Origin of the sequence: Paraburkholderia solitsugae (genome assembly GCF_013177695.1) — a bacterium.
Classification (GTDB): domain Bacteria; phylum Pseudomonadota; class Gammaproteobacteria; order Burkholderiales; family Burkholderiaceae; genus Paraburkholderia; species Paraburkholderia solitsugae.
The window spans coordinates 1-5592 of sequence record NZ_WOEY01000171.1; the positions used below are offsets into that span (position 1 = coordinate 1).

The window sequence follows — 5592 nt, forward strand, 5'->3', positions numbered from 1 at the left end:
CCCGTGATGCCGTCCAGTTGCGTATGCGTGTACACGAAGCCGGCCGTTGCCGGGCCGTACGTGTAGTTGATGCCCGCCCCGAATGTGCGTTGCAGGTTCGCCGCGACAGCCGCGGTGCCGTCGCCTTGCGAGACGGCGCCGCCCAGGTTCGAGCTACCCGAGTTGTTCAGTTGCAGGTAAGCGGCGGCCACGCTCAGCGGGCCGTTGTCGTACGAAGCGCCGGCGCTCCATGCGCGGTTGTTCGAGAACTGACCAGCCGAATTGCTGAAGCCGTACAAGCCGCCGAATTTAAGGCCGGCGTAGTTCGCGCTTGTGTACTTCACGGCGTTCTTGATCGAGAACGAGTTGTCCAGATTGTCGTTATCGAACGGGTGAGCGGCGAGGTTATTGCCGTAGCCCGCGCCCGCTTCGGACAGCGGCGCGAGGTAATCGACCACGGAGTCGTATTGACGGCCGAGCGTCAGCGCACCGTACTGATCGCTCTTCAGACCGACGAAAGCCTGACGATTGAACATCGTGCTGCTTTCCGTGTCCTGGCCGTTGTTCAGGTTAAAGCCGTTTTCCAACGTGAAGATGGCGTGCAGACCGCCACCGAGGTCTTCGCTGCCGCGCAGGCCGAAGTAGGTGTTCGACACCGAACCGCTGCCTTGTTGCCAGTTGCTGTGGCCGCCCTGGTTGTTCGAGTAGACGAGACCGGCGTCCAGCGTGCCGTACAACGTGACGCTGCTTTGTGCGTGAGCGGTGATGGCGAACGCGCCCATGAGACCTGCAGCGATGAGGGTTTTTTTCATGTTTAGATAACTCCGGGACAGTGCGTAGAGAATCGCCTTCCAGTGCTTGCAGCCGATTCCGCCGGCTGCCTGACGATCCGCTGCGCAGTGTATTCCTGCTATTAATATCTTTAAGCGTGTATGGCACAACAATGATTTTTCTAATTCGCAATGACTGACTTGTAATTGTGTAAGTGCGAGTAAATAAAGAAAAAATCTTTGTATGCGATGGTGCTGTAACTATTTGTCAGATTGTGGGTGTTGCTCGACCGCGACGATTCCGCTGTGTCATATCTGGTAAGGATTTGAGCGCGTCGTCGCGCGAACTTCGATTCATTCCGGTTTCTGCAATGCACTCTTCCAATTCGTATGCGCTATCTCGGCTAATTACGGTTCTACAATTCACCTCACCCCTTGACCAGGGGTGTCTTTTTCATCTTTTTATACGCGGCTCCCGGGCCGCGTTTTTTTGAAACTTTTATAATGGATTAATAAGTTCCCGTACATAACGAAATGCACTATTTCGATTGGCGAGGAGCGTGCCGCGGCTTGTCCGTTCGTCAGAGGGGCGCATTCGGCGTGTGCGGGACGGGTAGAATCGCAGGCTTGAGATGTGTTTCCGCCCCGCGAACGTGAGTAAACCTGCAATGACCGATACACCCCTTCCATCGTCCGACACCACTGCTATCCCCACGACGGAAGGCGCGTCCGAAATCCACGAAACCCCGCTCGAGCACCTGGAAGAAGTGCAGCCCGAAACCCAGCACGAAGCACGTCTGTGGCGCGACGACGGCTGGACCGCGCGCGTCATCAAGAACGAAGACGATGAAGGCTGGGCTGTCGAAATGATCAAGGACGGCGAAGCGGAACCGGCGCTCGTCGGCCCGTGGACAATGGGCCGCAACAAAAAAGATCCCAAGCCGCTCGACACGTCGGCGTTCAACACGCTGGTGAAAACCGCATCTGAAGTGCTGCGCCGCCATGAGCAGCAACTGCGCGCCCAGTTGCATAAAGAAGTACGCGTGGCCAGCGCGGATGGCAATGACGAACTCGACATCACCCTCGATATCGTCCCTGACGAAGACGAACCGTACGCGCTGCTGACCGCGCTCGACACCTTCGGCGAACAGCTCGCGCAAGTACAGGTCGCGCCGAACTTCAAGCTGAGCAAGGTGAGCGCTGCTGCATGGGTCGAAAACGAATTCCGCCGTCCGGGCTAGATCGGCTGCGCGATCAACAGCGACTGGGTGCCGGTGGACAAGGCCGCGCCCGCGGCCGAGTCGACAGGTTTGCACGCGGTCGACGAAATCAACGGCTGGACTTACGTGATGAGCAATTTCCAGCACGTCGGCGATTGGGAAAGTCCGTTGCACGAAAAGGTCCAATCGACGCTCGATCCGTTCGTGCGGGCCAACTATAAGGATCGCTTCGGCGCGACGGTAGGCTATCTGGCGGCAGACCCGGCAGGAATCAAGCTGTAGGGCACAGGCCATTCGAACTGGCTCGTGATCGAAGACATCACGCATCGCGGCGAGCCGGTCGAATATGAAGTGTTTTTTCGCCTGCGGCGGGCGGGAGCGAGTGCGTTGCGGCTTGTGATCGAGAGCGCGTACGTACGCGACACCAGCAAGGCAAGGGCGGGAATCCCGCGCAACCGGCGGAGCATTGTGCGGTTTCGCGTGATGGCGGCAAAAATACTGGGAGGCGAGCCGATTCGCGATCCGAATCTCAGCCACTTTTAACTGAATACCGCACGCCAGAAAAAGGTGAGGCCCCACATGGGGGCCTCATAACTTCGCGGGTGCGCTTGATCGGTATGAACCGACGTAACCAGCGGCTGGATCCTGGTTGACCAGGAGGCAGATAGACGCCCTTGCGGGCCCCGAAAAATCCATCTGCGTGAATTATAGCGTGTAAAACGCCGGCCCCCTATCTCCCAATCGGCCATTCCCCGCCGGCTTCGCGGCGCAACCCGCCGTCTCAACTCCGCTTGCAGAAAATCGCCGTCACGAGCGGCGCTACCCGATGCACGATTGCCGTGCTGCCGGCCTCGGCGAGCGCGTTCTGGACCTTGGATTCGCCGCCGAACACCACGACGCCATAGGCCGAGCGGGCCACCGGTTCACCGTCACCGACGCGAAACATCGGATCGTCCTTTTCGTAGCCGACCACCGCGAAAACGTGAAAGCCGAATGCGTTCAGGTCGGCGCCCTGCGCCGGCGAAAATGCATTGATCGAATTGCTTTCGACGCGCGTCGGCTTGGGATCGATCATCTGCTGCTGGGCGAGATCGGCGATGAACTGATGGCCGCTCTCATTGCAGAGCAGCGGCGCATCGAGCGCCGCGGCGTAGCTGGTGAGCGGCAGCGCGGCGGCGGCCAGCGCAAGGAGGACAGACGAAAAGAAGCGTTTCATATACGTGAATGGCGACCTGCGTTCGATGTAGTGAGTTCGCAACGGGCGGCGGCCAGGTGTCGCAACCCGAAAGACGTTGCGCATCGAAGTGATCAGGCGTGACAGACGCAACTGGGTTCGCACTTTAACGTGATTCGGCAAATCTTGCCCTGTGCCCGGCAGGCAACGGTAACGGATTGTCCTTAAGAAAACGTTAAGGAACGAAGCAAGTTTTTACGATCCCGTATATATTTCCGGGTTATGAATTCGCGACAATCAATTGTAATTAACGTTCCGGCCCCCAGAACTTGGGATGCGAGGCTTGCCCGCCGCCTGGTCACCCCGCTCGTCAACACTTGGGTCACGCCGAACCATCTGACCACGCTGCGCCTGCTGATTGGGGTCGCCGGCGCGCTGTGCCTCGCCCACGGTGGCTTTGCCTGGACCAACTCGGGCGCCTTTCTGATCGTGCTGTCGAACTTTGTCGACCACACAGACGGCGAACTTGCGCGTATCGGTGGAAAGTCCAGCCGAATCGGTCATTTTTACGATCTCGCGTGTGACGCGCTTGTGACTGTCATGTTGTTCGTCGGCATGGGTGTCGGCATGACGCATGTCGGCTCATTGAAAGTTTCGCCCGGCTGGCTGGGCGCCGTGGCGGGTGTGGCGGTCGCGCTAATTTTCTTCCTGCGCATGCGCATCGAGGAGATGGCGGGCAAGGCCGGCACGAAGCAGGCATCGGTTGGTGGTTTCGAAACCGAAGACGTGCTGTACCTGCTCCCCATTGTCACGCTGACGAGCATCGTCATGCCGTTCGTCGTGGTCGCGTCGATCGGCGCGCCGCTCTTTGCCGCCTGGGTGGTGGTCGACTACTGGCGCGCCGCGCGCCGCGCCGCACGCCCGGCGGTCGCCCCCGCCAAGGCGTCGTCTGAAACCAGTCAAATGTGGGCCAGTAAATGAGTACGCACGCCGAAGACGACGTGATCGCACCAGTCTCAGTTGAACGTTCGCCGGCTTCTTTGTCGGCCACGGCGGCCGCGCCCGCGCCTGCACCGAATGCCGATCGCGCGGTGGCGAGCCGCACGCGCACGTTCGACACACGGCGTCTGTCCAAAGATTTCGCCGATCAGGACGCGTTCCTGTATCTGGAAGACTTCCTCGCGCCCGAAGTCACCGCCCAGCTCGTTCAGAGCGCGCGGGACCTCCTCGATGAAGTGAACCGCAACTATCTGCCCGGTCACAAGCAGGGTGGCAGCGTAAGCCGCCATACGATCGACCGCCTCGCACCGTTCATCGCCGAGCTGTATCGCTCGAAGGAACTGATCGGCTGGCTCGAGCAACTGAGCGGCGACAAGCTGCAGGTGTCGCCCGCCGACGACCCGCATGCGTATGCGCTGTACTACTACACGCGTGCCGGCGACCACATCGGCTGGCACTACGATACTTCGTACTATGACGGCCGCCGCTACACGTTGCTGCTCGGCGTGATCGACGAATCGTCGTGCCGGCTCGATTACGAATTGCATACCCGCAATCCGGACGTGCCGGACCAGCCGGGCTCGGTGCAGATTCCGCCGGGCGGTCTGGTGTTCTTCGACGGCGACAAGCTGCGTCATCGCATCACCCCGGCCGGCGCAAACGAAATGCGCGTGTCGCTGACTTTCGAATACGTCACCGACCCGAACATGCGGCCGTGGCGCCGTTTCATCTCGAACATGAAGGACGCGATCGCGTACTTCGGTTTCCGCCAGGTTTTCCGTCAGATGACGAAGCGCGGCAAGGACCACGCATGACACGCGCGGCCCTGATTCTGCTGTCGATCGGGACGGCGCTTTTTGTCGGCCTGCTCGCGTGGCAGGGGTTCGGCTCCGTTACCTCGACGCTGGCCGCGGCAGGCCGGGGGCTCGTGCTCGTCGCGGCGTTTCACCTCGTGCCGCTGGTGCTCGACGCCGGCGCGATCTCGGCGCTGTTCCAGCGCCGGCACGACGGCGTGCATCACGACGTCACGTTGCGCGATGCATTGTTCGCACGCTGGATCGGCGAATCGGTGAATAGCCTGTTGCCGGCCGGCCAGATCGGTGGCCCCGTAGTGATGGTGCGGCAACTGTCCCAGCGCGGCATGCGCATGCGCGACGCGGCCGCCGCCATCACCGTCAGCACCACGGCGCAGGCGCTCGCACAAATCGTCTTCGCGCTGCTCGGGCTGCTGCTGTTCGGCGCTTACGCCGCGCACGGCGCGTTTCACGATCTGCGAACCGCCACGCTCATTGCCACCGGCGTGCTGGCCGCGCTGATCGTGGGTTTCTATTACGCGCAACGGCGCGGCCTGTTCGGCCGTCTGCTCGGTGTGGTCTCGAAGGTGTTCGGCCAGCGCGACTGGTCGTCGCTGATGACGCGCGCCGAAGCTGTCGACGCCGCCGTGCAGGCG

General features: G+C 60.9%; 7 protein-coding genes and 1 pseudogene. 6 read left to right on the forward strand and 2 right to left on the reverse strand.

Annotated elements, in window-relative coordinates; translation table 11 throughout:
- Positions 1 to 791: porin (locus tag GNZ12_RS41685; protein WP_172318516.1), on the reverse strand; the 791-nt coding region annotated here is incomplete at its 3' end.
- Positions 792 to 1417: 626 nt separating this feature from the next.
- Between GNZ12_RS41685 and GNZ12_RS41690 the strand changes: the two genes are divergently transcribed.
- From GNZ12_RS41690 to GNZ12_RS41700, 3 genes and pseudogenes are all read left to right on the forward strand, one after another.
- A complete protein-coding gene (locus GNZ12_RS41690) occupies positions 1418 to 1990 on the forward strand; it encodes a hypothetical protein (RefSeq protein WP_172318518.1) in 573 nt (190 codons plus the stop codon).
- Between the two features lie 54 nt (positions 1991 to 2044).
- Positions 2045 to 2251, forward strand: a pseudogene (locus GNZ12_RS41695) (alkaline phosphatase); the annotation flags it as partial.
- Positions 2252 to 2275: 24 nt separating this feature from the next.
- Positions 2276 to 2512, forward strand: coding sequence for a hypothetical protein (locus GNZ12_RS41700; protein ID WP_172318520.1), 237 nt, complete (start codon positions 2276 to 2278; stop codon positions 2510 to 2512).
- 238 nt (positions 2513 to 2750) lie between these two features.
- Here GNZ12_RS41700 and GNZ12_RS41705 read toward each other — a convergent pair whose 3' ends face one another.
- Positions 2751 to 3185, reverse strand: a complete 435-nt coding sequence (locus GNZ12_RS41705; protein WP_172318522.1) for a hypothetical protein — start codon at positions 3183 to 3185, stop codon at positions 2751 to 2753.
- Positions 3186 to 3425: 240 nt separating this feature from the next.
- Between GNZ12_RS41705 and GNZ12_RS41710 the strand changes: the two genes are divergently transcribed.
- From GNZ12_RS41710 to GNZ12_RS41720, 3 genes are all read left to right on the forward strand, one after another.
- The gene (locus GNZ12_RS41710; RefSeq protein ID WP_172318524.1) at positions 3426 to 4124 is read left to right on the forward strand and encodes a CDP-alcohol phosphatidyltransferase family protein; all 699 of its coding nucleotides are present in this window, start codon (positions 3426 to 3428) and stop codon (positions 4122 to 4124) included.
- Entirely contained in the window at positions 4121 to 4957 is an 837-nt protein-coding gene (locus tag GNZ12_RS41715; RefSeq protein ID WP_172318526.1) for a HalD/BesD family halogenase, read from the forward strand. The genes GNZ12_RS41710 and GNZ12_RS41715 overlap by 4 nt, the downstream gene beginning before the upstream one ends.
- The coding region (locus GNZ12_RS41720) for a lysylphosphatidylglycerol synthase domain-containing protein (RefSeq protein ID WP_172318528.1) at positions 4954 to 5592 on the forward strand (639 nt) is incomplete at its 3' end. The genes GNZ12_RS41715 and GNZ12_RS41720, both read left to right, overlap by 4 nt.